This window comes from Bradyrhizobium sp. LVM 105 (assembly GCF_003957705.1).
Taxonomy (GTDB): Bacteria; Pseudomonadota; Alphaproteobacteria; order Rhizobiales; family Xanthobacteraceae; genus Bradyrhizobium; species Bradyrhizobium frederickii.
Genome location: NZ_QZMV01000005.1, coordinates 534,653 through 558,919, shown reverse-complemented (window position 1 = coordinate 558,919; position 24,267 = coordinate 534,653). Strand labels below are relative to the sequence as shown.

General features: G+C 66.2%; 22 protein-coding genes. 9 read left to right on the top strand and 13 right to left on the bottom strand.

Annotated features, from left to right (window positions below; genetic code table 11):
- Positions 1-312: 312 nt before the first annotated feature.
- A complete protein-coding gene (locus D6B98_RS18085) occupies positions 313-549 on the bottom strand; it encodes a hypothetical protein (protein ID WP_126258283.1) in 237 nt (78 codons plus the stop codon).
- Between the two features lie 1,152 nt (positions 550-1,701).
- Here D6B98_RS18085 and D6B98_RS18075 point away from each other — a divergent pair.
- The 4 genes from D6B98_RS18075 to D6B98_RS18060 all read left to right on the top strand — a co-directional run bounded on the left by D6B98_RS18075 (position 1,702) and on the right by D6B98_RS18060 (position 8,390).
- The gene (locus tag D6B98_RS18075) at positions 1,702-4,947 is read left to right on the top strand and encodes an autotransporter domain-containing protein (protein WP_164718687.1); all 3,246 of its coding nucleotides are present in this window, start codon (positions 1,702-1,704) and stop codon (positions 4,945-4,947) included.
- A 206-nt stretch (positions 4,948-5,153) separates the two neighbouring features.
- Positions 5,154-6,494 (top strand): caspase family protein, encoded by a 1,341-nt coding sequence (locus D6B98_RS18070; RefSeq protein WP_126258281.1) that lies wholly within the window; start codon positions 5,154-5,156, stop codon positions 6,492-6,494.
- 28 nt (positions 6,495-6,522) lie between these two features.
- Positions 6,523-7,023, top strand: coding sequence for a hypothetical protein (locus D6B98_RS18065; protein WP_126258319.1), 501 nt, complete (start codon positions 6,523-6,525; stop codon positions 7,021-7,023).
- Between the two features lie 152 nt (positions 7,024-7,175).
- Positions 7,176-8,390 carry a hypothetical protein gene (locus tag D6B98_RS18060; protein ID WP_164718696.1) on the top strand — a complete coding sequence of 405 codons (1,215 nt, stop codon included), beginning with the start codon at positions 7,176-7,178 and terminating at the stop codon, positions 8,388-8,390.
- Here D6B98_RS18060 and gmk read toward each other — a convergent pair.
- The 9 genes from gmk to D6B98_RS18015 form a co-directional block, all read right to left on the bottom strand.
- Positions 8,323-8,982, bottom strand: coding sequence for a guanylate kinase (gene gmk, locus D6B98_RS18055; protein ID WP_126258279.1), 660 nt, complete (start codon positions 8,980-8,982; stop codon positions 8,323-8,325). The genes D6B98_RS18060 and gmk overlap by 68 nt on opposite strands.
- 3 nt (positions 8,983-8,985) lie before the next feature.
- A complete protein-coding gene (locus D6B98_RS18050; protein ID WP_126258278.1) occupies positions 8,986-9,873 on the bottom strand; it encodes a YicC/YloC family endoribonuclease in 888 nt (295 codons plus the stop codon).
- Between the two features lie 113 nt (positions 9,874-9,986).
- A complete protein-coding gene (mltG, locus tag D6B98_RS18045) occupies positions 9,987-11,261 on the bottom strand; it encodes an endolytic transglycosylase MltG (RefSeq protein WP_126258277.1) in 1,275 nt (424 codons plus the stop codon).
- 123 nt (positions 11,262-11,384) lie between these two features.
- A complete protein-coding gene (gene fabF, locus D6B98_RS18040; RefSeq protein WP_126258276.1) occupies positions 11,385-12,650 on the bottom strand; it encodes a beta-ketoacyl-ACP synthase II in 1,266 nt (421 codons plus the stop codon).
- Between the two features lie 108 nt (positions 12,651-12,758).
- Positions 12,759-12,998, bottom strand: coding sequence for an acyl carrier protein (locus tag D6B98_RS18035; RefSeq protein WP_008551805.1), 240 nt, complete (start codon positions 12,996-12,998; stop codon positions 12,759-12,761).
- Between the two features lie 314 nt (positions 12,999-13,312).
- On the bottom strand, positions 13,313-14,050 hold the full coding sequence (gene fabG, locus D6B98_RS18030) for a 3-oxoacyl-[acyl-carrier-protein] reductase (RefSeq protein WP_126258275.1): 738 nt from the start codon (positions 14,048-14,050) through the stop codon (positions 13,313-13,315).
- A 10-nt stretch (positions 14,051-14,060) separates the two neighbouring features.
- Positions 14,061-15,032: an ACP S-malonyltransferase gene (gene fabD, locus D6B98_RS18025; protein WP_126258274.1), complete on the bottom strand. Its 972-nt coding sequence runs from the start codon at positions 15,030-15,032 to the stop codon at positions 14,061-14,063.
- Positions 15,033-15,206: 174 nt separating this feature from the next.
- Positions 15,207-16,232 carry a fatty acid desaturase family protein gene (locus D6B98_RS18020; protein WP_126258273.1) on the bottom strand — a complete coding sequence of 342 codons (1,026 nt, stop codon included), beginning with the start codon at positions 16,230-16,232 and terminating at the stop codon, positions 15,207-15,209.
- 3 nt (positions 16,233-16,235) lie between these two features.
- Positions 16,236-16,940, bottom strand: a complete 705-nt coding sequence (locus D6B98_RS18015) for a TetR/AcrR family transcriptional regulator C-terminal domain-containing protein (protein ID WP_126258272.1) — start codon at positions 16,938-16,940, stop codon at positions 16,236-16,238.
- 337 nt (positions 16,941-17,277) lie between these two features.
- Here D6B98_RS18015 and rpsF point away from each other — a divergent pair, with 337 nt between their 5' ends.
- From rpsF to rplI, 4 genes are all read left to right on the top strand, one after another.
- Positions 17,278-17,778: a 30S ribosomal protein S6 gene (gene rpsF, locus D6B98_RS18010; RefSeq protein WP_126258271.1), complete on the top strand. Its 501-nt coding sequence runs from the start codon at positions 17,278-17,280 to the stop codon at positions 17,776-17,778.
- A gap of 5 nt (positions 17,779-17,783) precedes the next feature.
- Positions 17,784-18,023: a 30S ribosomal protein S18 gene (rpsR, locus tag D6B98_RS18005; RefSeq protein ID WP_007592020.1), complete on the top strand. Its 240-nt coding sequence runs from the start codon at positions 17,784-17,786 to the stop codon at positions 18,021-18,023.
- Between the two features lie 129 nt (positions 18,024-18,152).
- Positions 18,153-19,130 (top strand): YybS family protein, encoded by a 978-nt coding sequence (locus D6B98_RS18000; protein WP_126258270.1) that lies wholly within the window; start codon positions 18,153-18,155, stop codon positions 19,128-19,130.
- A gap of 52 nt (positions 19,131-19,182) precedes the next feature.
- Positions 19,183-19,782, top strand: a complete 600-nt coding sequence (rplI, locus tag D6B98_RS17995; RefSeq protein ID WP_126258269.1) for a 50S ribosomal protein L9 — start codon at positions 19,183-19,185, stop codon at positions 19,780-19,782.
- 111 nt (positions 19,783-19,893) lie between these two features.
- On the opposite strand, the gene D6B98_RS17990 is transcribed toward rplI, so the two are convergent.
- From D6B98_RS17990 to D6B98_RS17980, 3 genes are all read right to left on the bottom strand, one after another.
- Positions 19,894-20,361, bottom strand: a complete 468-nt coding sequence (locus D6B98_RS17990) for a PaaI family thioesterase (RefSeq protein ID WP_126258268.1) — start codon at positions 20,359-20,361, stop codon at positions 19,894-19,896.
- Positions 20,362-20,372: 11 nt separating this feature from the next.
- Positions 20,373-20,969 (bottom strand): TetR/AcrR family transcriptional regulator, encoded by a 597-nt coding sequence (locus tag D6B98_RS17985; RefSeq protein ID WP_126258267.1) that lies wholly within the window; start codon positions 20,967-20,969, stop codon positions 20,373-20,375.
- 105 nt (positions 20,970-21,074) lie between these two features.
- Positions 21,075-21,968 (bottom strand): prolipoprotein diacylglyceryl transferase, encoded by an 894-nt coding sequence (locus D6B98_RS17980; protein ID WP_164718686.1) that lies wholly within the window; start codon positions 21,966-21,968, stop codon positions 21,075-21,077.
- 281 nt (positions 21,969-22,249) lie between these two features.
- Here D6B98_RS17980 and D6B98_RS17975 point away from each other — a divergent pair, with 281 nt between their 5' ends.
- Entirely contained in the window at positions 22,250-23,500 is a 1,251-nt protein-coding gene (locus tag D6B98_RS17975; RefSeq protein WP_164718685.1) for a cyclopropane fatty acid synthase, read from the top strand.
- Positions 23,501-24,267: the final 767 nt, after the last annotated feature.

Genomic DNA, 24,267 nt, shown 5'->3' with positions numbered 1-24,267 from the left:
AACAATGGGCGCATCGATGTCTTTTCCCCGCTCGCTGAGTGCTATCTCCAAGCGAGCATGACCGTGGCGGCACATCGCCAGCCGTCCACTTCTGCGCGGGAGCTAATCCACCCTCCTGATGCTTCCGCCCGTTCTTGTTGTCGGTTTTCGGCAAGACCTGTTCAGGTCCCACCCGCCGCGTGAAGCAAGGCACATTTACCGCCAGCAAATTCCGGGTCAACAACAAAAATAGACAATCTGCCGCGCTAACGTCTAAGACCAAGTCGCTGTGATCGAGCACCTGTTCTGAGACCTGCGTGCGCGCTCGAACGCCTATCCCTCGACGTCGTACTGCTTGCAGAGGTGATCGCCGATCTGGACGAGCATGGCAACGCACTCGGGGTAGCCCGGCCGATCCGAGGTGGCCCGATCTGCGCTGGCTCGAAACTCCCAGGAATTGCCGTCGCGGAGGATGGAAATTATCATTCCCTCGGGACAGTCGGCGTGGACCTTCAACTCGGCCTTCGCCATGGCGATGAGTTCGCTTTCAGTCTTCACGGGTCTGCTCATGAAGGTCATCCTCCATCTCGGTGTAGAACTTTAGTTGTAACGACCAAGCCCATCAAACAAGTCTTTCCGACAAAACCGTTCCCGGCATTGGGCTAGCGCAATCGGGCCCGATCCGCTCGAATTCCAAGGGAGGATTTTTCCCTTACGAGGCGTCGGGCAAAACACCCTGGTCAAGGCCTCGGCCCAAAAATATTCCACTTTCCCGAATTTCGGATTTGTGGCATACACCGCTCATCCCGGCCCTTGCCAAAGGGGCGCTTCGCGATCGTCACGAGATGCGGGCCGGGTGGCGGTGGACGCGGTAGCGCCGGCGCGACATGCCTGATGACAGGGCGGGCAACCGTGAGTCGTCAGGCGGCGCGATACGACCCGGCGCGGTCACAGCGGTCTCGTTGATGCCTGCGGGCGAGCACACGCGAGCCTTCAGGTCTTTCGGCGGAGCCGTCCGCGGACGGAGAAGTCGTGTGGTCCTGACGCCCGGGGTCTGTGCGTCAAGTCGTGCGGTGATGCGGCGGCCCGACCGGGTGCGCGCATCGATCATCCGCAAGGCGACGGGGGCAATAGTGCATCGCTCCCCGGGGAGAGCACGAAGGACACCGTTAAAACCAGCCGCGCAGGGAAGGCCGGGCGACCGGCATCACCTGTGGTCCACCCCGTGTGCATTTTCACAGCGCACGGACTTGCGGGTGCCGCCGGCGCCCGGCCTTCCCTGCGCCCTTTGGCCTCCAGAGAGCGCAAACGACCTGCAAAGCTCGGGCGAAAAATGCGCCGCGAGACCGTGAAGGCGTGTCTGCAATTACAAAAGCCGATTGAGTGCGATCTACTTGCCCCAGCCCGTCATTGCGAGCACAGCGAAGCAATCCAGAATCCCACCGCAGCGATACGGCAAGAGCGCGCCACGTCTCCATGACCTGGTCAGCCAAATTTCCCGGCGGCTACCGGTGGGAATCATTGACAAGCTCCAGCCCGCAGTGATGTGGTTCCATCGCTGAAAGGGGACGCAACCGGGTCACTAGCCGCCCGCATTGCTCGCATCCGTGGAAGGCTGGTTGAGATGTCGTTTGCGACGCTCGGTGCCCGGCCAAGAGGGCACTGGGAATGTCGCAGGGAGCGAGGTCTCCAAGCCAGGGCGTCAAACGCGGTCGGACCGCCATGGCGTCGTTGGCCGCACTAAGACTGTCCCTGGCGACACTGGCATGGACTGTAACGACACAAGCGCAGGCTCAAAGCTGGAACGGCGCCACCCCGGATTGGTTCACGGCCGGCAATTGGACGCCCGGTGGCGTCCCGACCAACGCCACCAACGCAACCATCGACACCAGTTCGCCCAACGCCGCCGTCATCTCGTCCGGCAACGCGCAGGCGCAGACCGTTATCATCGGCTTGTCCGCGACCGGAGGCCTGACCATCCAGAACGGGGCGACGCTGTCTGATTCGGTCGGGGCCCTCGGCCGCTTTCTCGGCGCGACCGGTACGGCTACGGTTGATGGCGCAGGCTCGTCCTGGAGCAACTCCGCCGATCTCTCCGTCGGCTATTCCGGCGCCGGCACGCTGACGATCCGGAACGGGGGCGCGGTGGGCAACCAGTCCGGGCATGTCGGCCGCGGTGCCGGCGCGACCGGCACCGCGACGGTCGACGGCGCGGGCTCAACCTGGACCAATCAGATCGCGCTCTATGTCGGCAATTCAGGCACGGGCACGCTGACGATCCAGAACGGCGGCACGGTGAGCAACGGCGCCGACGCGTTCATCGGTGTCAATTCCGGCGCAACCGGCAGCGTGACGGTCGACGGCGCGGGCTCAACCTGGACCGATACCGGCAATCTCTATGTCGGCCAAACCGGCACCGGCGTGCTGACGATCCGGAACGGCGGCGCGGTCAGCAACGGCGCCGACGGACATATCGGCGCCAATTCCGGAGCGACCGGCACGGTGACCGTCACAGGCGCCGGCTCATCCTGGACCAATTTCGGCACAGTCTCGATCGGGGAAGCCGGCAACGGTACGCTGACGATCGCCAGTGGCGGTGCGGTGAGCAACACGACCGCCACGATCGGCGCCAATGCCGGCGCGACCGGCACGGCGACGGTCACCGGCACGGGCTCGTCCTGGACCAATTCCGGCAGTCTCTCGGTCGGTCAGGACGGCACAGGTACGCTGACGATCGCAGGCGGCGGCGCGGTCAGCAACACGGTCGGCGCGATCGCCGCCAATGCCGGTTCGACCGGCAGCGTGACGGTCACCGGTGCCGGTTCGTCCTGGACCAATTCCAGCAATTTCTATGTCGGGCAAAACGGCACCGGCACGCTGACGATCGCGGACGGCGGCGCGGTGAGCAGCTTGATCGGGATCATCGGCGGCGCTTTGGGAACGACGGGCACCGTGACGGTCACCGGCGCCGGATCGTCCTGGACCACCTCATCGTACATTGATGTCGGACTGAACGGCACCGGCGCGCTGACGGTGGCCAATGGCGCCGTCGTCTCGGCGTCTTCCGTGACGCTTGGCAATTTGGCCTTTTCGGTGGGAACACTGAACATCGGTGCCGCGTCCGGCCAGACCGCAGTTGCGCCCGGCACGCTGAACACGCCGTTGGTCAGGTTCAGGACCGGCACCGGCTACATCGTGTTCAATCACACGACATCGAACTACACCTTCGCACCCGTCATCTCCGGCAGCTCCGGCACGGTGGCGGTCGAGGCTGGCACCACCATTTTCACCGCCGCCAGCAACTACACCGGCGCAACCACCGTCAATGGCGGCACGCTTGCGGTCAACGGCTCGATCGTGTCGAGCTCGACGGTGAACAGCGGCGGCACGCTGTCCGGCAGCGGCACGGTCGGATCGGTAACCGTGAACAGTGGCGGCTCGCTGGCGCCCGGCTTCAGCGGGGCCGGCTCGGTGCTGACCATTTCCGGCAGCCTCGCGATGCAGTCGGGCGCGCTTTATCTCGTACAGCTCGGATCGGTGACGGCCTCGCGCGCCGACGTCTCGGGCACCGCGACGCTCACCGGCGCGGGCGTGCAGGTGAGACTTGCTCCGGGAAGCACGGTTGCAAAACAGTCCACGATCCTGCACGCGGCCGGCGGCCTCGGCGGCACAACCTTCGCAGGCGCCAGCGCGACGAACTTCGTCGCCAGCCTGAGCTACACGCCGACGGATGTGCTGCTCAATCTCTCGGCCGCCCTCGGCGCCGGCACCGGCCTGAACGTGAACCAGCAGAACGTTGCCGATGTGCTCAACAACGCCTTCAACGGCGGCGGCGCGCTGCCGGCGAATTTCGCCGACGTATTCGGCCTCACTGGCAGCAATCTTCGCACCGCGCTGTCGCAGCTGTCCGGAGAGCCTGCTACCGGCGCGCAGCAGGGTGCATTCCAGTTCACGGGCCAGTTCCTGGACCTGATGCTCGACCCGTCCGCCGGCGGGCGTAACGGCGCCATTGGTGCCGGAAGCCAGGCAATCGGCTTCGCACCTGAGCGCGCGGCCTTGCCGGACGACATCGCCCTCGCCTATGCGAGAGCGACGAAAACGCCGCCAGACAAAGCTCAGCCGGCGTATGGGCCGCGCTGGAGCGTGTGGGGCAGCGGCTTCGGCGGCACCGGCAAGACCAATGGCGACGCGGTCATCGGCAGCCACGACGTCACCGCGCAAGTCGCGGGCGGCGCTGCAGGGCTCGATTATCACCTGACCCGCAACGCAATGGTGGGCTTCGCACTCGCCGGTGGCGGCACCCGATGGGATCTCATGCAAGGGCTCGGCGGCGGCAGGAGCGATGCCTTCCAGAGCGGCGTCTATGCGGCCGTCCGCTCCGGGCCGGCCTATGTCGCGGCCTCACTGGCGGCGGCCAACCACTGGATGTCGACCGACCGCTTCGCCGCCTTCGGCGACCATCTCACTGCCAGCTTCAATGCGCAGAGCTATGGCGGGCGCATCGAAGGCGGCTATCGCTTCGTGACGCCGCTCGTCGCGATCACGCCTTACGCGGCGCTGCAGGCGCAGGGCTTCCGCACACGGGCCTATAGCGAGACCGATCTCACCGGCGGCGGCTTTGGTCTCGCCTACAACGCCCGCAGCGCGACTGACACGCGCGGCGAAGTCGGCGCCCGCTTCGACCGCGCCATGCTGGTTGCACCCGGCACGGCATTGACGCTGCGCGGCCGCCTCGCCTTCGCGCATGACTGGGTCAGCGATCCCGCGCTGTCAGCGGTGTTCCAGACGCTGCCGACGGCGAGCTTCGTTGTCAACGGCGCGGCGCCCGCGAAAGACACCGCGCTCGTCTCCACCGGCGCCGATCTGCACCTGGCCCGCGGCATCACCCTGTCGGCCAAATTCGACGGCGCCTTCGCCGATCGCACGCAGACCTACACGGGCACCGGCACGCTGCGTTACCGCTGGTAGCCTGGCGGCTCGTGGGGTGCTGGGGATTCACACCCATGTCCCGTAAGATGGGTTGAGCCCTTGCGAAACCCATCAGTCTGCGCAGCAGCGGAAGAACGCCGCAGCGCGTCCGGGACACGAGGGTGAGCTGCGCCCTCCTCCGTTCGCACCGCTTTCCGCCCGCGCACCCAGCTGCTAGACTGGCGCCATTATTTTGGGGAATTTTGATGCGCGCGAGGATTTTCAATCGCGTTCTGGGTCTGGCCGCGCTGGCGCTGCTTGCTGTCGCTGCGGAGCCGGCATCGGCCGAGAAGCGCATCGCGCTGGTGGTCGGCAACTCCGCCTACAGGAACATCACACCGCTCGATAACCCGTCCAAGGATGCGAGCCTGATGGCGGAGACGCTCGGTGCGCTCGGCTTCACGCTGGTCGGCGGACGCGCCCAGCTCGATCTCGACAAGGGCGCGATGGACATCGCGGTGCAGAATTTTGGCCGGCAGGTCCAGGGCGCCGACGTCGCGCTGTTCTATTATGCCGGCCATGGCGTGCAGGTGGCCGGCTCCAACTATCTCGTGCCGGTCGGCGCCAATCCGACGCGCGAGGCCGACGTCGATTTCCAGATGACCGACGTCAATCTCGTGCTGCGCCAGATGCAGGGCTCCGGCACCCGCCTCAACCTCGTGATCCTGGACGCCTGCCGCAACAATCCGTTCGGCTCACGCGGCCTGCGATCATCGGATGGCGGACTTGCGCAGATGCGTGCGCCCGAGGGCACGCTGATCTCCTATGCGACCCAGCCCGGCAACGTCGCGCAGGACGGCAGCGACGGTCACAGCCCCTATACGAAGGCGCTGGCGACCACGATCCGCGTCGCGGGCCTCGACGTATTCCAGACCTTCAACCAGGTCGGCCTCGCCGTGAAGCGCGCCACCGCGGGCGCGCAGCAGCCCTGGGTGTCGTCCTCGCCGATCGACGGCACGTTCTACTTCGTGCCGCCCACGCAAGCTGCGCCGCCGCCGGTCGCGGCGATGCAACCCGATCCCTCGCCTGCCGGACGTTTGCGCGCCGATCCCGACCGCGTCCCCTTGCGCGATGCGGCGCTGCTCAGTGAGCTCAGCGAACGGCTCTACGAGCTCAATTTCGATCCTGACACGTCCGACGGCCTGACGCGCGCCATCACGAAGCTGCAACAGCGCATCGCCGTGGCGCCGACAGGCGAAGCCACCGAGGGCCTGCTGCTGCGGCTGCGCAAGATGGAGGATCTCAGGCCCTGGGGCTCAATCGTCTACGGGCCCGACAGCAGCAAATGGGGCATCTCGTGGAACCACGCCTCGCGGCGCGCGGCGGTAGCGGACGCCCGCGGCAATTGCGCAGGTGCCAAATGCCCGATCGAGCTTTCGTTCTACGGCAGAAGCTGCGGCGCGTTCGCGATCTCCGACAAGTCCTGGTCGCTGGTCCAGCGCGAGGGCGTGCAGCGCGCCCGGGACGCCGCGCTTGACGAATGCGGCAAGGCTGGCAGAGCTTGCCGCATTATCGGATCCGTCTGCGCGGACGGCTCCGGCCGTTGATCCCTTTTTCATTTTGGATTTTTTGATCATGCTCCATGCCGTCTCCCATCCAACCACCCTCATCGTCCTCCTCACCGCGGCCCTCGCCTCGCCTGCCGCCTTCGCGCAATCCGGCAGCGCCGGGGGATCGATCGGCAATGACGAGAAGTCGCTGTCCGGCTCGCGTTCGGACCGCTCGACGGAGCCCGCGCCCTCGGCGCGGCGAAGCAAGCCGGCCGCCGAGGAGCCGCGCTCGTCGTCGCGGCGCAGCGGCGGCGGAGGTGGCGGCGGCGGTGGCTTTGACGGCGCCTGGGTGGTGACCAGCGTCGGCTGCGGCGGCACCACGTCCGGCGCGGTCGTGGTCTCCTCGGGCAAGGTCATCGGCCAGGGCGTTACGGGCACCGTCAGCCCGAGCGGCGCGGTCAGCACGGTCGGTCAAGGCGACGGCGTGACCTTCACCAGCTCCGGACGCCTCGGCGCGCGCGGCGGTTCCGGAACCTGGCGCCGATCCGACGGCTGCGGCGGAACCTGGAGTTCGGCGAAACAATAACGGCGGCAAGACGCCCGATTTTCCGGCGGAACGAACGCCCCGCAGGCCCGATTCAAGCCACATCCTCTCCGGATTTGCGGCTCATTGCCACCCAAGTCTTTGATGACAAAGGGCTGGTTAAGAGTTGCGTCATGCGTAACCGGGAGACCAGGATGGGCAACCGCACCGCAAAATTCGTATCCGCGCTGGTCGGCAGCATTATTGCCGGCCTGCCACTGGCCGCCGTGTCGCAGAACGCGCCGAACGCATCGAGCACCGCCAATGCGGCCGCCGACTGCCTCGCCTCGCCGAAGGGCACCGCGCCACAGGGACAGCACTGGTACTATCGCCTCGACCGCACGACCAAGCGGCAATGCTGGTATTTGCGCGCCGCCGGCGACAAGGACAGCGCGAAGGCCGTGCAGACCGCGCAGGCCACCACGCAAGCCACCGCGGACACGCCACCGGATTCAACAGCGCCGCAACAGACCGTGCAGAACGCGCGTGCCGAATATGTAGGCTCGCGGAGTGGTGCGGCCGCCAAGGCGCCGAACGCAATCACGCCGGCCGCAACAACGCCGGCACAACAACCTGCGGACCAGGTTGACAACAGCGCGCAGCAAGCTCCCGCCGCCACGGCGTGGCCCGATGTCCCAGCGGCGGCCACCGCTCCAGCGCCGCAGCCCGCGCCGACCGCGGTCGCAGCAGCCGCGCAGCCGAGCGCAAAGCCGTCAAAATCCCCGGCTCCGGTCCCGGCCGCCGCAACGGACGGCACGACCGACAAGCCGGCCGGCTCGGTGCAGATGCTGCTGCTGGTGATCGGCGGCGCGCTAGCGCTCGCAGGGATCCTCGCCAGCCTCGTCTACCGCTTCGCCGGCGGAGGCGTCCGCGTCCGGGCCGCCAACCGCCGCAGGCATTGGGACGATACGCCGCAGAACCATGACGGAAGCCGCGCGCCATGGCTCGGTGCGACGCCGGCCGTCGCGCCGCGCACGCAGCCGAGCCCGGTCGACTTCGACGAAGCACGACCGCAGACCGCGCAGCTCGCAGCATTCACCAGGGAGATCTCCGTGATCGCCGCCCAATCCGCCTCCGTCCGCAGCAAGGCCGCAGAGCTCGACAAGGCCGACATCTTCCACGGAGCGTTCGCGATCGAAGCCGCGCCCCGGCTCGCGGCCAAGAAGACCGAGGACAAGAAGCCCGCTGCGCGCGACGAGGTCGATCGCAATGAAGATGTGCAGACCGAGGATGCCGTCGACGTCGACGTGATCACCGCGATGCTGGAACGGCTGGCGAAGCAAGGGCCGCGGTTGCGGGAGCCTAGCCCTGAAGCTGCCCTTGCAAACCTCGCACGAAACCAACGAGGCCAATCCGCCGCTCGCGCTTGAGGCGCTCGGCCTTCAGGATCGACTGCACCTCGGCGAAGGCCTCATCGACATCGTGGTTGATGACGATGTAGTCGTACTCGGCCCAGTGGCTCATCTCGTGGCTGGCGCGGCTCATGCGCTTGCGGATCACCTCGTCGGAATCCTGCGCGCGCGAATGCAGGCGCTTTTCGAGATCGGCCGCTGAGGGCGGCAGGATGAAGACGCGGACGACGTCGGAGCTGGCTTTCTGATGCAGTTGCTGTGTGCCCTGCCAGTCGATGTCGAACAGCACATCCTTTCCGGCAGACAGTGCCGCCTCCACCGGAGCACGCGGCGTGCCGTAGAGATTGTCGAACACGGTGGCCCATTCGAGCAACTCGTCGCCCTTTACCATCGCTTCGAAGCGCGACTTGTCCACGAAAAAGTAATCACGACCCTCGATCTCCCCGGGTCGCTTCGCGCGCGTGGTCGCCGACACCGACATCTTCAGGCCGGGCTCTCGGTCGAGCAACATCCGCGACAGCGTGGTCTTGCCCGCGCCCGAGGGTGAGGACAGCACGAACATCAAGCCGCGCCGCTCGACACCGTCAGTTCCGTGATCGCCCGTCGTCATCGATCACTCCAGATTCTGGACCTGCTCGCGGAACTGCTCGACCACGTTCTTCATGGCCAGTCCCGTATTGGTCAGCTCGATGTCGTTCGACTTCGAGCAGCAGGTGTTGACCTCGCGGTGAAACTCCTGCGCCAGGAAGTCGAGCTTGCGGCCGATCGGGCCGCCCTTGCCGATCAGCTCGCGCGCCTGGGCGATGTGGGATGCGATGCGGTCGAGCTCCTCGCGAATGTCGGCCTTGGTGGCGATCAGGATCGCCTCCTGCATCAGACGGTCGGAATCGAACCGGTCGGAGGTGTCGAGCAGCGCAGCGATCTGCTCGGCGAGCCTCGCCTTGATCGCCTCCGGCTTGCGACCGGGCGAAGCTTCGGCCTTCTTCGCCAGTTGCTCGATCTCGTCCACGCGCTGCGCCAGGATCTGCCCGAGCGACGTGCCCTCGCGCTTGCGCATCGCGACGAGCTCGTCGAGCGCCTTGTCGAAGGCCTCGGCGGCAGCGGCACGCGCGGCCTTGTCCTCCTCCTCGTCACCCTCGGGCTCGGCGACCTCGACGACGCCCTTGATGGCGAGCAGGCCATCGATGCTCGGCGCGACCGCGTCGACCTTGCCGGCGATCATGGCGGCCGCCTTCAGGACGGCGTTGAGCACGTCCTCGTTGACGCGGACCGAGGCGGCGGCGTTGGCGCGCTTGACGTTGAGATTGGCGTAGACGGTGCCGCGCGACAAAAGCTCGCCGGCGCGCTTCTTGGCGTGGGCCTCGAGCTCGTCGAAGCCCTGCGGCAGCCGCACCCTGAGGTCAAAGCCCTTGGCGTTGACGGACTTCAATTCCCACTCGAACGTGTACGGCCCGCTTGCGCCGTGGCATCTCGCAAAGCCGGTCATGGACGACAGCGCCATCAGGTCAGATTCTCCAGAAACACGGGATTCGCGCGGCATCAGGCCACGCGAATCTTAAGACTATCTTGCAGGAATGTGGAATCCGCAAAGTCCGCAGCAGCTGTGCGACGGACCTAGCGCTGGACCACCGGCGGCGACGGCTGCACCGCGCCCTGCCGCGCCGGTGCCGGAGCTGCCGGGCGTGCCGCCGGCGGCTTTTTCTGCTGATTGGGCCGCGCCGGCGTGGTCGCCGTCGGCGTATCGCCGGCCCCGGGCGCAGCGGCGGCGGGCGGCGATGCATCCTCGGCCGGCTCGACCGTGTCGTTCTGGATCTGCTTTTCCATCGCGCGCAGCTTGGCCACGTTCTTCTGGTGCGCGTCGTAGGTCTCGGTAAAGGCGTGCCCGCCGGTGCCGTCGGCGACGAAATAGAGGTCGCGGGTGCGGGCCGGATTGGCGGCGGCCTCCAGCGAGGCGCGGCCGGGGTTGGAGATCGGCCCCGGCGGCAGGCCCTCGATCACATAGGTGTTGTAGGGCGAGGGCTGCGTGATCTCGCTGCGCTTGATCGGGCGGCCCAGCGTGCCCTTGCCGCCGACCAGGCCGTAGATGATGGTCGGATCGGACTGCAGCTTGATCCGCTGCTTCAGGCGATTGACGAACACAGCGGCGACGCGGCTGCGCTCGTCGGGCTTACCGGTCTCCTTCTCCACGATCGAAGCCAGCGTCACCAGCTGCTCCGGCGTCTTGACCGGAATGTCCTGATTGCGACGCTCCCAGATCTCGGCGAGCACGCGCTTGTGCGCCTGCTGCATGCGCTGGACCACCTGCTCGCGCGGCGTGCCGCGCGGGAACTTGTAGGTCTCCGGCAGCAGCGTGCCTTCGCGCGGCAGCTCGCGCACGCTGCCGGTGAAGATGTCGTTGTCGGACAGTCGCGCCACGATCTGCTCGGAGGTCAGGCCCTCCGGAATCGTCACGGCATGCTGCACCACCTTGCCCTCGACGATGGTGGCAATGACGTCGCGGAGCGAAGCGTTCTTCTGGAACGAATATTCACCCGGCTTGAGGTCCGAACTCGCCTTCAACGCGGCAACGCTGGCGATGAACACCCAGGGATTGATGTCGGTCACGCCTTCCCGGTTCAGCGTCTCGGCGATATCGCGCTTGCCGGCGCGCTGCGGGATGTTGACGATCTTGTCGTCCTTCAGCGGCCCGGGCGCCTCGAGCACCTGCCGGCCGTAATAATAGACGCCGCCGGCGCCGAGCATGGCGATCAGCAGAAGGGTGATGATGGCGTTGCCGACCACCACGAAGGGATTGCGGGCGCGTTCCGATCGCTTCGGCGGCGGCGGGAGCTGCTCGGGCTCGAGTGCGGCCCGCGGACTCCGCGGCGAAATGGGCGGCCTTTCACTCATAGAAACAACCTGAATCCTACCGGTTCAATAGCGGCCCGACAATCGCTTGCCGGGCCAAATGCACGCCCACTTCCATGACTATCGCCGATTACGGCAAAACGGTGGATTCGTATCAAACGCAAACTAATCGGCCAAACGTCGGACGATCACCGACGCATTGGTACCGCCAAAACCAAACGAGTTCGACAAGGCGACATTGACCTCCCGCTTCTTCGCAATGTGCGGCACGAGGTCGATCGCGGTCTCCACCGACGGATTGTCGAGGTTGATCGTCGGCGGCACGACATTATCGCGAATCGCGAGGATGGCGAAGATCGCTTCGATCGCGCCGGCCGCGCCGAGCAGATGACCGGTCGACGATTTGGTCGAGGACATCGCGACCTTGGAGGCGGCATTGCCGAGCAGACGCTCGACGGCACCGAGCTCGATCTCGTCGCCGAGCGGCGTCGAGGTGCCGTGCGCGTTGATGTAGTCGAGATCGGATGCGGTCAGGCCGGCGCGCTTGAGCGCCGCCGCCATGCTGCGGAAACCGCCATCGCCGTCGGGCGACGGCGAGGTAATGTGATAGGCATCCCCCGACAGACCGTAGCCGATCACCTCGGCATAGATCTTCGCGCCGCGGCGCCTCGCATGCTCGAGCTCTTCCAGCACCAGGACGCCGGCGCCCTCGCCCATCACGAAGCCGTCGCGGTCCTTGTCGTAGGGACGCGAGGCCCTCGCGGGTGTCTCATTGAAGCCGGTCGAAAGCGCGCGCGCGGCGTTGAAGCCGGCGATACCGATGCGGCTGATCGGCGACTCGGCGCCGCCTGCGACCATCACATCGGCATCACCCAGCGCGATCAGGCGGGCGGCATCGCCGACCGCGTGCGCGCCGGTCGAGCAGGCCGTCACCACCGAATGGTTCGGCCCCTTCAGCCCGTGTGCGATCGAGACGTAGCCGGAGGCGAGATTGATCAGGCGGCCCGGAATGAAGAACGGCGACACCCGGCGCGGTCCGCGCTCCTTCAGGAGAATCGCAGTGTCGGCGATGCCGCTGAGGCCGCCGATGCCGGATCCGATCATGGTTCCGGTCGCGCACTTGTCCTCTTCCGACTCGGGGTGCCAGTTGGCGTCGTCGAGCGCTTGGCCGGCCGCGGCCATGCCGAAGATGATGAAGTCGTCGACCTTGCGCTGGTCCTTCGGCTCCATCCACTTGTCGGGATTGAAGGTGCCGTTGGTGCCGTCGCCGCGTACGACGGTGCAGGCGTATTTTGTCTGAAGATCGGAGACGTCGAAGCTCTCGATCAGGCGCGCGCCGCTTTCGCCGTTGAGGATGCGTTTCCAGGTCGGTTCGACGCCGCAGCCGAGCGGCGACACCATGCCGAGACCAGTAACGACAACCCGCCTCATGTCCGAAAACTCCGCATCGAAAGATTCACGGCCAATAACAAGAAACCGGCTGACCGCTGCGAAGCGGCCCGTCCGGTTTCAATGTTGTCCCCGCGAAAATGAAGAGCGTTAGCTCTTCGCGTTCTTCTCGAGAAACTTCGTGGCATCGCCGACGGTGAGAATCGTTTCCGCGGCGTCGTCCGGAATCTCGCAACCGAATTCCTCTTCGAACGCCATCACCAGCTCGACGGTGTCCAGACTGTCGGCGCCGAGGTCGTCGATGAAGCTCGCGTTGTCGACAACCTTCTCGGGTTCAACACCAAGGTGTTCGACCACGATCTTCTTAACCCGCTCGCCAATGTCACTCATTGCTTAACCTCGTGTTGTTCCCTGTAGACCCGACCCCCCGGGACGATACGAGCCGTCGTGGTCGTGTTACTTGCCTTCGCTTACGAACTTTGATTTGGCCCCATCCTAACCGATACAGGGCCCGGCGAACGACGGCCAAGGCTCCGCATCGCCAATATACAGGGTTTCAAAAACCTGCAATGGCGTTCTTTGCCCATCCGTTGAAGGTCCGGTTATCACACTTCAATTGCCTTGACTACAAGCCTCATTTCGCTCCGGAAACGGCCGTATGCCGCATCCCGCGCCGCCGATGCGGGCAGTGCGGAATGAAGGCCTCAGATCATGGCCATGCCGCCGTTGACGTGGATGGTCTGGCCGGTGACGTAGGCTGCTTCGTTCGAGCTCAGGTACACGGCGGCCGCCGCGATGTCCTCGGGCGTCCCCAGACGGGCAGCCGGAACCTTGGTCAGAATCGTTTCGCGCTGCTTGTCGTTGAGCGCGTCGGTCATCGGCGTCTTGATGAAGCCCGGCGCGATGCAGTTCGCGGTCACGCCGCGCTTGGCGTATTCGGCGCCCAGCGTCTTGATCATGCCGATCAGGCCCGCCTTCGAGGCGGTGTAGTTACCCTGTCCGGGATTGCCGGTGACGCCGACCACCGAGGTGATGGCGATGATGCGACCGAAGCGCTTGCGCATCATCAGCTTGGTGGCGGCACGCGCGAGGCGGAAGGTCGCGGTCAGATTGACGTTGATGACCTCCTCCCAATCCTCGTCACGGAGCTGCACGAAGAGATTGTCACGGGTGATGCCGGCATTGGCGATGAGGATGTCGACCTGGCCCATCGCGGCTTCCGCAGCGGGCACCAGCGCCTCGACCTCGTCGGCCTTGGAGAGATTGCAGGGCAATACAAAGACGCGCTCGCCGAGCTTGCCAGCAAGCTCATCCAGCACTTCCTTGCGCGTCCCTGAGATCGCGACGGTCGCGCCCTGCGCATGCAGGGCCTGCGCGATCGCGCCGCCGATGCCGCCGGTGGCGCCGGTGACGAGCGCCTTTTTGCCAGTCAGATCGAACATCGATAACTCCTCAACCCTGCTTGGCGGCGGCCAAGGCGTCCTTTAAGGCGTCCTTGGCGGCGGCAATGTCATTGGGACCGCCGACAGCAACGCCGACGGCACCGTCCGCGATGCGCTTGACGAGACCGGTCAGCACCTTGCCGGCGCCGATCTCGAAGAATCGGGTGACGCCCTGCCCTGCCATATAGGCGACCGACTCGCGCCAGCGCACCGTTCCGGTGACCTGCTCGACCAGGCGGCGGCGGATCTCGTCGGGATCGGTGATGGCGCTTGCCAGCACGTTCGACACCAGCGGCGCGGCCGGCGCCTTGATCGTGACTTTCGACAGCGCCTCCGCCATGGCATCGGCGGCGGGCTGCATCAGCTTGCAATGGAACGGGGCGGACACCGGCAGCAGCATCGCGCGCTTGGCACCCTTGGTCTTGGCGATCTCGACGGCGCGATCGACCGCGGCCTTGTCGCCTGAGACGACCACCTGCCCGCCGCCATTGTCGTTGGCAGCCTGGCAGACCTGCCCCTGCGCCGCCTCATTGGCCACCGCCATGGCGGCCTCGTAGTCGAGCCCGAGCAGCGCGGCCATTGCGCCGGCACCGACCGGGACGGCCTTTTGCATTGCGAGACCGCGGGTGCGCAGCAGGCGGGCGGTATCCGACACCGTCAGGCTGCCGGCCGCAGCGAGCGCCGAATATTCTCCCAGAGAGTGGCCGGCGACGAAGGCCGCGTCTCGTCCCACGGAAAATCCGGCCTCGGCCTCCAGCACGCGCAGGGTGGCGATGGACACCGCCATCAGCGCCGGCTGGGCGTTTTCGGTGAGCTGGAGGGTCTCGGCCGGACCATCCCAGATGATGGCCGTCAGCTTCTCGGAAAGCGCAGCATCGACCTCGTCGAACACGGCGCGCGCCGCCGGAAAGGCGTCGGCCAGGGCCTTGCCCATGCCGACCGCCTGGGACCCCTGCCCCGGAAATGTGAATGCTGCCGTCATCGGCGCTCCCTGCTTGTCGGACACGATCCCGCTTGAGAACCGGCAGCCGATTACGCGCGGCCTTGGGCCATGGTTCCGGATCTCGCTCCAAAGGGGGCCGTAGACACTGTCCGGGGCCGGACTGTCAAGCCGCGATGGGAACCCCGGCGGGCATTCAACTGGGGATACGCAGGCTCAGAACCCGCCGGCGGTCTGATTGGCATCGACCTTCGCGCCCGCCCGCGCACGGCGCGCGCTGTTCACCAGTTCGCCCCGGCGGTCATCCCGATCGGGCTTCGCCGTCGCCAGCCGCAGCACCGCGGCATAGCCCGGCTGCACCTCCATGCGGCCGGCATAACGGCTCGCGCTCAGCAGCCGATGCACCTTCGGCAGATTGTAGCAGGGCACGTAGAACAGCAGATGATGCTCGAGGTGATAGTTCACGTAGTACGGCGCGATGAACAGCCGCTCGAGAAAATTGGCATGCGTGGTGCGGGTGTTGCGCAAGGGATCGCTGCTGTCGGGGACGACGGCGTGCTCGGCGATGTTGCGGATTCGGGTGATGACCATCATCCAGGTCAGCAGCGGCACCAGCCATAACAGCGGATAGGCCCACCATACGCCGACCGCCGCGCACGCGGCAAACATCACTGCATTGACGATGCATTGCGGACCGAGCTTGTCCCAGAAATGCGCCAGGCGCTGACGCCACGGCCAGTCCTTCGCGCCGAGCGCGTTGAGCAACTGCGCCTTGCGCTGCTGGTAGCCAGTCTGTCCGGTGATGTCGCGCATGAACTTGCGGCGATAGCTAAGCTTCGTGATCGGAAACGGCGCCGACAGCACGAGATCGGGATCGTCCTCCTGCTGCGTGCGCGCATGGTGCTGGAGGTGGTAACGCCGGTAGCTGCGCGTCTCCGCAAACAGCGGATAAGCACACAACCACTGGCTCAGGGTCAGATTGGTCTTCTCGTCGGCGGACAGGCAGCCATGCGCGCCGTCGTGCATCAGGATCGCGAGGCCCAGCTGCCGCGAGCCGATGATCGCGACGGCGAGGACATAGGTGACCGGATTGGGCCACCATGCGACCAAGGCAATCGCGCCAACGATCAGCGCCCAGGCGTGCGCGATCAGCGCAACGCCTTTCCAGGTTACTCGCCGGCGCACGTCGGCAAGTTGGTCGTCGGTCAGGAAATCGCGGGCACGCATGCGAAGCGCGGTCATGGCCTAACCCTCCTCGTCCGGCGTGGTCGTTGCGTCACGCGCCTCGACAAGGCGCAGGCGCGCCGTGTCGGTGGATTTCGCCTGCTCGCCGAGCACCCGCAGCATCTCGGCGCAGAGCTCCTCGGGCGAGCGGCCCATCGCATAGCCTTCGAGAATGACGCCGATGGCGACGGCCCAGAAACGCCGCGAGCTTTCGTCGGGCGCCCGCAGCGAGCGCCAGCCGTGCCGTGCCACCTGGCTCGCATAGGCGCGCGCGCCTTCGCCGTGCAGGCGCTCGATGGTGCGCTCCACGAGCGGCGCGAGATCCTGGCGGCGCCGCGTCAATGTCAGCGCCTCGGCGAAGAAAGCGACGGAATCGCTCGCCGTCACGGTCTGCGCCAGCGCATGCGTGTAGTCTCGCGGCGTCCGCGCCTTCAGCGCCGCCTGCTCGGTCGCACGCGCCAGATACAGCAGCTCGCGGCAGGCGCATTCGACGAACAGCGCCTCCTTGGTGCGGAAGTAATAGGTGATCTGGCTCGGGAATGCGTCCGCCGCGGCCGCGATGTCGGTGATCGCCGTGCCCGACAGCCCGCGCTCCCGGAACAGCGGACTGGCCGCATCCAGCAGCAGCGAGCGCATCTTGCGGCCGGCCGATCGTGTGGCGCGCGCGGCGTGCTTCGGATCGCCCGCCGACGCTTCGAACGGAGCCTGAATCGATTCACCCGCCATCAATTCCTCCCGACCCGTTCTTTGTATGACATACAAACAAATACGTCAAGCCGGTACGGGAGGGTGGATGGGCCGCCCTGCCCACCGTCGCTTCGGCCGAAAGAGAGACGCTCAAACCTTGCCAAGTCGGCCAAAATCCGTATAAGGCGCGCATCCGCAGACCCCGGCCGGGAGCTGAACGGACGGTCTCAGCAAATCATTCGTGATTTTGGTGTGGCAGGGCCAGTCGGCCCGTCGTCCCGTGTTTCCGCCTTCTGAGCTTAATCCCAGAGTCCTTTCCGAAGGCCTCTTAAGGGCTTGACGCCGGGCGATGCGCCAACATGAGGAAAGGACCACCATGGCTCTTTATGAGCATGTTTTTCTCGCGCGTCAGGACGCGAGCACGCAGCAGGTCGAAGAGCTGACTGCGCAGATGACCGGGATCGTCGAGGGTCTCGGCGGCAAGGTCACCAAGACCGAGAATTGGGGCGTGCGCTCCCTCACCTACCGCATGAACAAGAACCGCAAGGCGCACTTCGTGCTGCTCAACATCGACGCGCCGTCCGCGGCGATCGCCGAGATCGAGCGCCAGGAGCGCATCAGCGAAGACGTGATCCGCTATCTCAGCGTCCGCGTCGAGGAGCTCGAGGAAGGCCCGTCCGCGATGATGCGCAAGGCCGACCGCGACCGCGAGCGTGACGACCGTGGCGGCGGCTTCCGCGGCGAGCGCGAAGGCGGCTTCCGTGGCGACCGCGAGGGCGGTTTCCGTGGCGGCGATCGCGACGGTGGTGGCTTCCGCGGCGACCGCGGCCCGCGCCGTCCGCGCGAAGAAGCTGAAACCACGACGGATGGGGAGTAAGAACAATGGCTGAAGCTGGTGCACGCCGTCCGTTTTTCCGTCGTCGCAAGAGCTGCCCGTTCACGGGCGCCAATGCTCCGAAGATCGACTACAAGGACTCCAAGCTCCTGATGCGTTACGTCTCCGAGCGCGGCAAGATCGTGCCGAGCCGCATCACGGCGGTGTCCGCGAAGAAGCAGCGTGAGCTCGCCCGCGCCATCAAGCGCGCGCGGTTCCTGGGCCTGCTGCCCTACGTCATTCGCTAAGACGACCAATTCGGCCGGCGGCCTGAGCCGCCGGTCGCAACTTTTCGATCTCATAAGGCTTCCGGGTCGTCCGGTCGCCGATGGTTGGGGCGAACTGCCTCTAACCGCTCGAAGGGAGCGGGACAGCTGATGATTGCATTTGTGCTGATAGCCCTGATCGCCGGCGCTGCGTCGGCCCTGATGTTCGCCTCGATCATTTCGGGCGCGCTGATCTCGCTCGTCCTGTTCTATCTCGCACCGCTCCCTTTGATGGTCGCCGCGATCGGCTGGGGACCGCTTTGCGCCAGTCTCGGCGGTATCGCTGCTGCGATCGGCCTCGGTGCCCTGTTCGGCCTGCCCTATTGCATTGCATTCGCCCTCACCGTCGCACTGCCGGCCTGGTGGCTCGGCCATCTCGCCCTGCTCAGCCGTCCCGTGGGAGCTGTCGCGCCGAACGCTGCCGCCGAACCAGCCGCCGCACCTGAGCTCGAATGGTATCCGGTCGGCCGCATCCTGCTGTGGCTCGCCGGCTTCGCCGCCCTGACCACGATGGCTGCCCTGCTCACGCTCGGGACCGATGCCGACACCATCCTCGGCACGCTGCGGCGCGGCCTGATGCGCCTCCTCCGCGCCACCGACCCGCAAAGCTCCGGCGAAGTCGGTCAGTTCGTCGACGCGCTGGTGCGCATCGCACCGGCCGGCGCCACCATCATCGCGATGATGACGCTGACCCTCAACCTCTGGCTCAGCGCCAAGATCACCGCGACGTCGGGCCGGCTGCGGCGCCCGTGGCCGGACATCAAGACGGCAGAGCTGCCGCCGATGACTCTGGTGGCGCTCTGCGTCGCACTCGCCTTCTGCTTCACCGGCGGGCTGCTCGCGATCGTCGCCCAGATCACCGCGGCGGCGCTGATGATGGGCTATGCGCTGACCGGCTTCGCCGTGCTGCACACCCTCACGCTGGCGCTGAAGAGCCGCACGTTCTGGCTCGGCTCGACCTACGCCGTCGTGGTCGTGTTCGGATGGCCCGTGATCGCGATGGTGATCCTCGGCCTTGCGGATGCCATGTTCGGCTTCCGCGAACGCTTCCTGCGCAGCCGGCAGCCGCCGCCGCTGCCGACCCCTTGAGTTCAACCCCGAAAATCGAAACCCAAGAGAGCACTTCAAAAGGAGAACGAATATGGAAGTCATTTTGCTGGAACGCGTCAACAAGCTCGGCCAGATGGGCGAAGTCGTGAAGGTTCGCGACGGCTACGCCCGCAATTTCCTGCTCAAGCGCGGCAAGGCGCTGCGTGCCACCGCCGACAACCGTGCCAAGTATGACGGCATGAAGGCCGAGCTCGAGGCCCGCAACCTCCAGGCCAAGGGCGAAGCCTCCAAGGTCGCCGAGAAGATCAAGGACAAGAACATCATCGTGATCCGCCAGGCTTCCGAAGCCGGCCAGCTGTTCGGCTCGGTCACGGTGCGCGACATCGTCATGGCGTTCGAGGCCGACGGCGTCCACCTCGACCGTCCGCAAGTGCAGCTCGACGCGCCGATCAAGACCATCGGCAAGCACACGGTCATCGTTGCCGTTCACCCCGAGGTCGAGGTCGAGATCACCGTCACGGTTGCGCGCAGCCAGGACGAGGCCGAGCGCATCAACCGCGGCGAGGACATCTCGACCCGCAACGAAGACCGCGACGCGGCCGCCGAGGCGATCGCCGCCGCCGGCGAATTCTTCGATCCGGAAGCCGAGCACGACGAGGTCGAGCCGGCACCGGCCGCGGAAGAGAAGTAAGCGAAGCATGTCGTTCCGGGGCGGTCCGCAGGACCGAACCCGGAACCTCGAGATTCCGGGCCTGGCGCTTGCGCGCCATCCCGGAATGACGAACAAGAAAGCCCGGCTGCCTCAGGCGGCCGGGCTTTTCGTTTTGGCGGCAACGTCCTCGCTCAACATCGCGATCGAGGCCAGCGCCGTTGCCGTGTGCTTCTCGACGCCGTCGCTGACGCAGAACACGTCGGCGGCAACAACCGACACCTGACGGCCCGGCTTGATCACCCGGGCACGGCAGATCAGCTTCTCGCCGACCGCGGGCGACAACAGGTTGAGCTTGTATTCCGCGGTCAGCGCCGGCTGGCCACGCGAGGTGGCGGCTGCAATCGTCGTGGCGTTGTCGACCAGGAAAGCGGTGACGCCGCCATGGAAGAAGCCGTGCTGCTGCAGCAGCTCCGGCCGGCGATCCACGGCAATCGTGCAGGTGCCGCGCGTCAATTCCGACAGCTCGGCGCCGACCAGGTTCATGAAGCCCTGCCGGCCGACATTGGCATGGATGTGCTCGGCAATTGGAGCGAATTCCGGATCTGCTTCGGCGCGCATGCAGTCTCTCCTTATTGCTTGGTGACGCGATCGAGCGGCCGTAGCGCACGGATGGCGCAGGCGATCAGCGTGTCGGCCTCGACGCGCGGATCGGCGCGGTCGCGTCCCGACAGGAAGGCGCGGCAGAAAATCTGCGCCGGACCGATGAGCTGGCTGACGAACATCGCCGGCGTCATCGGCAGGAGCTCGCCGTTGGCAACCAGCGGCGCGCGCCAGCGCTCGATGCCGTCGCCAAGGCGCGCATTCTGCGCGCGCTGAGCGTCGCGGACGTCCTCGCCCCACTCGCTGCGCGAAATCTCAAACAGGTAGCGCGCCTCGCGCCGGCTGGTCACGACCCAGTCAAGATGTGCACGGATCAGCCGATCGATGCCCTGCTCCGCATCGGGCACAGGATCGAGCGCGGCCAGCACCGCGGCGTGATAGTGCCGCAAGACCTCCAGGAACAGCGCACCGGCAAGCTCCTTCTTCGAGCCGAAGGCGTGAAAGAAGCTGCCGTTGGAGGCGCGCGCGCGGGCGCGGATCGCGGCCACGGTCGCAGCTTCGAAGCCGACGCGGTCGAACACGGCCAGCCCGGCTGCCAACAGGTCGTCTCGCACGCTCGCCGTCATCGACGCCTCCTGGAGTATAACTCTAGAGTAGTGCTCTAAACAGGTCAATACAAGGCAAAGGCCGCGACGAACGCGGCCTCGGCATGTGGAGCGAAGCGGGCTGGCTTAGCGCGAGATCGGTGGCGCTGGTGGGCCGGACGACTCGGCCGGCGCGGCAGGCGGGGCTGCGGCGGTCGCGGGCGGGGCCGGCTCCTGCGGCTTGGCCGCCGGTTCAGAGCTCGCAGCCGGCGCGGCAGGCTTGGGAGCTGCCTCTTCCGCCGCCGGTTTGGGCTCGGCAGGCTTCGCGGCCGCCGGTGCTGCGGGCGTTATCGGCGGGACCGGATCGGGCCGCAGCGCCGGGGTCTCGCTGCCGCGGGGTTCGACCTTGGCGCTGTCAGGCTTGGCCGCGTCGAGCTTGGTCTCCGGCTTGGTCTCCGGCTTGGGCTCGCTCTTCTCTTCAGTGGCTGGCGCGCCGGCGTCGACCTTCGGCGTCGCCTCGGGACCGGGCTTGCCGCGGCGCTTGCCCTTGCGTCCCTCGGGCGCAGCCTGTTCCTCCGGCTTCGAGCCGTCCTCGGCCGGCCGCGCCGCACGCTTCTGGCGGGCGCCCTCGGCCGCTGGCGCAGCCTCGCCGTCCGGCCGGGCGGCGTCCTGGGCGCGCGGGCGACGCCCCTGAGGCTCCGGATTGGTGCTCGCGTCCTTCTCCTTGGCGCCGTCCTTCTTGCCGTCCTTGGCCTGGTAGCGCGTGTCGGTGGCGCCGTTGGAGACGAGATAGGAGGCGAGAATGCCCGCCATGTCCGAGCTCGTGGTGTAGTGCTGGCGCAGGAAGCCCGGCAGCGAACCCGGCGCGACGGACTTCAGAAGCCCGCGTGGGCTCTTGTGGCACGCATTGCAGGTCTGGGCGAAAAGCTGGGACGGGGTTTTGCCGGCCTCGAGGTTCGTCGCCTGCGCAAAGACGGCATCGGTCGCGCCGAAGCCGATCAGAAGCAGTACCGTCGCGAGGCTGAGCGCTCGGCTCGACATTCCCATCATCTCCATTGAATTTCCGAGAGGTGCAGCCGGCCTCCGGCGCGGCGGCGGGGTCACCTTTTATCCGATTGAGCCGCGAATGGAAGCAGGCTCGGCGCGCAAGGACGTGATTAAGCCCTTTTGGAATATCGGCTGTGAATACAGCGCAATAGCGCAGCCGGCCCGCCCTCCCTAGATTTGGATGCAAACGCATAGGAACCAGAGCGGGACCTGAGCGTCCGATATGAAGCCGGGTTAGTCGCGTCTCTTGGGGTTCGCTCGAGAGGAAGGTGGCGATGGACCGATTGTTGCGTAGTTTCCTGTCTCAATTCATCCGCCGCGGGTCGATGACGGTGACCGGCTCCAGTGGATCGAAATTCACCGTCGGCGACGGCACCGGCGAGCCGGTGGCGGTGCGCTTCGTCACTGCCGAGGCGGAGCGGAAGATCCTCATCAATCCCGAGCTCGGGCTTGGCGAGGCCTATATGGACGGCGAGTTCGTCGTCGAACGCGGCACCATAGCTGACGCCCTCGCGATCCTGCTCGATCAACCCGACCTATTGCCACGCTGGGCAAGACCCTGGTGGCATCTACGCTACCTGACGCGGCACCTGAAGCAGTTCAATCCGCCCTCGCGCGCCCGCCGGAACGTCGCGCATCACTACGATCTCGACGCCCGACTGTATTCGCTCTTTCTGGACGCCGACAAGCAATACAGCTGTGCCTATTTCGAGACGCCGGAGGCGACGCTCGACGACGCGCAGCTCGCCAAGAAGCGGCACATCGCCGCCAAGCTGCTCGTCAGGCCCGGCCAGCGCGTGCTCGACATCGGCTCCGGCTGGGGCGGGCTCGGGCTTTATCTCGCCGAGACCACCGGCGCCGATGTCACCGGCGTGACGCTGTCGACCGAGCAATTGCAGATCGCCAATACGCGCGCGGCCGAAAAGGGGCTGTCCGGCTCGGCCAGATTTCTGCTCCAGGACTATCGCGACGCCGAAGGCCCGTTCGACCGCATCGTCTCGGTCGGCATGTTCGAGCATGTCGGCGCCGGCTTCTACGACACCTATTTCCAGCGCTGCTCCGAGCTGCTCAGCGAGAACGGCATCATGCTGCTGCATTCGATCGGCCGCTCGCAGGGCCCGGACTCGACCAACCCCTGGATCGCCAAATACATCTTCCCCGGCGGCTACATCCCGGCCTTGTCGGAAGTGCTGCCGGCGATCGAGCGCGCCGGCCTGCTGGTCTGCGATATCGAGATCCTGCGTCTGCACTACGCGGAAACGCTGAAAGCCTGGCGGGAACGTTTCATGGCGCGGCGGGAGGAAGCCGTGCAGCTCTACGACGAGCGCTTCGCGCTGATGTGGGAATTCTATCTGGCGGCCTGCGAGATGACGTTCCGCAAGCAAGCCATGATGAATTTCCAGATCCAGCTCACGCGCCGCCAGGGCGTGGTGCCGATGACCCGCGACTACTTGCCGCGCGAAGAAGCCCGGCTGCGGGCGCGCGAAGGTGTGGCCGGGCCGAGGCTCAAATTGGCTGGTGAATAGATCCTAGTGACGCAGGGTCGAAATTGGGGCGAACCGGACCAGGGCCGTTAACGCCAATTGTGCCCGCAGGTCGAGCAGGATTTCGGGGGCGACCGGCTGGCGACGCACGTCGGGCCGCTCAGCGTGCTCCATGGCCGCAATCAGCCCCGACAGCCAAAGCCGGCTGCCCGCCTCGCTCCGCCAAGTCTGGGACTGCCAAGTGTTGGGCTGCCGTTCTGGCCGCATCGCTTGCCTCGTTCCCTGTTGACGGACCGCGGGAGACAATTCCCGTCCCGTCCGCCTGTTCCGGTCCTACCCCCGAAAGAATCCGGGGAGATGTGATCCACTTCACATAAGTCTGGTCGGGCCTGGCCTAGACCGTCGCCATGAGCAAAGAGACTCAAACCTCGCTTGACGTGCAGGACGACCTCCGCACCGATTACGCCCTGATCGCGACCGGCGTCGGGGCGGCTCTGGTTGCGCTGGTCTACCTCCTGCTGGTCTGAAGCCGAGCCGACAGCGCGTCGGCATGCGCCTTTTCGCGCATCTCTTGGTTACGTCTGCGCGCCAATCCATAAAGTTCATGGTTTCAGGATTTTTCCGTGGCGCGGTCGCAGCCGCGTCAGGCGGAGCCGGTTCCGCAAAAATCCGTCAAGCGCGGCGCGTGCCGCGACTGCTAATCATCCACCACTTTCACTGAGCGGTTGATAGCGGCCAGCTTTCGCTTCCGCTTTGCACCGAGGCGGCGCTTTATCCCGGCCCCGCATCCGCCCAAGAAAATTGCTAAG

What these genes read in the sequence shown, in the direction of transcription:
- D6B98_RS18085 (WP_126258283.1), bottom strand. Translation starts at nt 549, where the DNA reads ATGAGCAGACCCGTGAAGACTGAAAGCGAACTCATCGCCATGGCGAAG.
- D6B98_RS18075 (WP_164718687.1), top strand. Translation starts at nt 1,702, where the DNA reads ATGGCGTCGTTGGCCGCACTAAGACTGTCCCTGGCGACACTGGCATGG.
- D6B98_RS18070 (WP_126258281.1), top strand. Translation starts at nt 5,154, where the DNA reads ATGCGCGCGAGGATTTTCAATCGCGTTCTGGGTCTGGCCGCGCTGGCG.
- D6B98_RS18065 (WP_126258319.1), top strand. Translation starts at nt 6,523, where the DNA reads ATGCTCCATGCCGTCTCCCATCCAACCACCCTCATCGTCCTCCTCACC.
- D6B98_RS18060 (WP_164718696.1), top strand. Translation starts at nt 7,176, where the DNA reads ATGGGCAACCGCACCGCAAAATTCGTATCCGCGCTGGTCGGCAGCATT.
- gmk (WP_126258279.1), bottom strand. Translation starts at nt 8,982, where the DNA reads ATGACGACGGGCGATCACGGAACTGACGGTGTCGAGCGGCGCGGCTTG.
- D6B98_RS18050 (WP_126258278.1), bottom strand. Translation starts at nt 9,873, where the DNA reads ATGGCGCTGTCGTCCATGACCGGCTTTGCGAGATGCCACGGCGCAAGC.
- mltG (WP_126258277.1), bottom strand. Translation starts at nt 11,261, where the DNA reads ATGAGTGAAAGGCCGCCCATTTCGCCGCGGAGTCCGCGGGCCGCACTC.
- fabF (WP_126258276.1), bottom strand. Translation starts at nt 12,650, where the DNA reads ATGAGGCGGGTTGTCGTTACTGGTCTCGGCATGGTGTCGCCGCTCGGC.
- D6B98_RS18035 (WP_008551805.1), bottom strand. Translation starts at nt 12,998, where the DNA reads ATGAGTGACATTGGCGAGCGGGTTAAGAAGATCGTGGTCGAACACCTT.
- fabG (WP_126258275.1), bottom strand. Translation starts at nt 14,050, where the DNA reads ATGTTCGATCTGACTGGCAAAAAGGCGCTCGTCACCGGCGCCACCGGC.
- fabD (WP_126258274.1), bottom strand. Translation starts at nt 15,032, where the DNA reads ATGACGGCAGCATTCACATTTCCGGGGCAGGGGTCCCAGGCGGTCGGC.
- D6B98_RS18020 (WP_126258273.1), bottom strand. Translation starts at nt 16,232, where the DNA reads ATGACCGCGCTTCGCATGCGTGCCCGCGATTTCCTGACCGACGACCAA.
- D6B98_RS18015 (WP_126258272.1), bottom strand. Translation starts at nt 16,940, where the DNA reads ATGGCGGGTGAATCGATTCAGGCTCCGTTCGAAGCGTCGGCGGGCGAT.
- rpsF (WP_126258271.1), top strand. Translation starts at nt 17,278, where the DNA reads ATGGCTCTTTATGAGCATGTTTTTCTCGCGCGTCAGGACGCGAGCACG.
- rpsR (WP_007592020.1), top strand. Translation starts at nt 17,784, where the DNA reads ATGGCTGAAGCTGGTGCACGCCGTCCGTTTTTCCGTCGTCGCAAGAGC.
- D6B98_RS18000 (WP_126258270.1), top strand. Translation starts at nt 18,153, where the DNA reads ATGATTGCATTTGTGCTGATAGCCCTGATCGCCGGCGCTGCGTCGGCC.
- rplI (WP_126258269.1), top strand. Translation starts at nt 19,183, where the DNA reads ATGGAAGTCATTTTGCTGGAACGCGTCAACAAGCTCGGCCAGATGGGC.
- D6B98_RS17990 (WP_126258268.1), bottom strand. Translation starts at nt 20,361, where the DNA reads ATGCGCGCCGAAGCAGATCCGGAATTCGCTCCAATTGCCGAGCACATC.
- D6B98_RS17985 (WP_126258267.1), bottom strand. Translation starts at nt 20,969, where the DNA reads ATGACGGCGAGCGTGCGAGACGACCTGTTGGCAGCCGGGCTGGCCGTG.
- D6B98_RS17980 (WP_164718686.1), bottom strand. Translation starts at nt 21,968, where the DNA reads ATGTCGAGCCGAGCGCTCAGCCTCGCGACGGTACTGCTTCTGATCGGC.
- D6B98_RS17975 (WP_164718685.1), top strand. Translation starts at nt 22,250, where the DNA reads ATGGACCGATTGTTGCGTAGTTTCCTGTCTCAATTCATCCGCCGCGGG.